The organism is Pseudomonas sp. P5_A2_2 (assembly GCF_054177685.1).
Window position 1 is genome coordinate 1 of sequence record NZ_JBGCUL010001335.1, and the last position, 1,044, is coordinate 1,044.

The 1,044-nt window shown below is 56.1% G+C and carries 1 protein-coding gene; it reads right to left on the bottom strand.

What is annotated here, in order from left to right; translation table 11 throughout:
* Window positions 1–29: 29 nt before the first annotated feature.
* Window positions 30–1,044: ABC transporter permease (locus ACXRVY_RS31235; protein WP_458239239.1), on the bottom strand; the 1,015-nt coding region annotated here is incomplete at its 5' end.

The following is a 1,044-nucleotide window of genomic DNA, read 5'->3' on the forward strand; positions in this document are numbered from 1 at the left end:
GGACATGGACAGGGATACGTCTTGGATACTCATTGGACTCGCAACCTCGGATCAACAAGGTGATACAAGAGATCAACGATCAGGTTGATCGACAGATACGTCGTGGCCAGCACCAGGGTGGCTCCCATCACGGCGGGGAAATCATTCTGGGCAATCGAAAACACCACGAAGCCGCCCAGGCCGGGCCAGTCGAAAACGAACTCAACCACTACCGCACCACCGAGCAGGTAACCGAAGGTCAGGCCCACCACTGTCAGGAGCGGAATCATTGTCGCCTTCAGGGCATAGGCGTAATGGATACGCCACTTGGGTACACCGTAAGAAACGGCCGTACGGATGTACTCCTCGGATAGCACCTCCACCATCATGTTGCGGGTGATCCGGGTGACAGTGGCCAAGGTCACGATGACCAGGGTGAGCACGGGTAGCGTCAGGTGTTTGATGGCGCTCCACAGTGCTACGAAATTACCGGCCAGCAGAGTGTCGATCAGGTAAAAGCCTGTCACACGCTCAAAAGGGCTATCGAGAAGAATGGAAGCATCGATACGTCCTTGCAGGGGCAGCCAGTTGAGCTTGCCGTAGAACAGTAACTGCAAGCCCATGGCCAGGATGAAAACTGGAAACGCCGTCCCGGCGATGGACCCCGCTCGTGCCGCATTGTCGACCACTGAGTTCTGCCGCGCCGCTGAGATGACACCGATCGGCACCCCTAGCACCACCACCCAGAACATCGCCAGGAATGTCAGTTCAAAAGTCGCACCAACCCGCCTGACCACTTCCTCCACCACCGGCCGCCCGGTGCGCAGACTAGTGCCAAAATCACCTCGGAGAAGATCACCGATGTAATTGAAGTATTGGATCGGCAGAGGCTTATCCAACCCCAGTTTTTCCCGTGCGACGGCAATCTGCTCCACCGTGGGGTGGTTTCCCAGCATCATTTCTACCGGGGAACCCGGAAGAGCTCGGCTCAGAACGAAGGTGATGGTCAACACTCCCAAAAGAATGAAGAACATCACTATCAATCGCTGAGCTATATACTTCGCC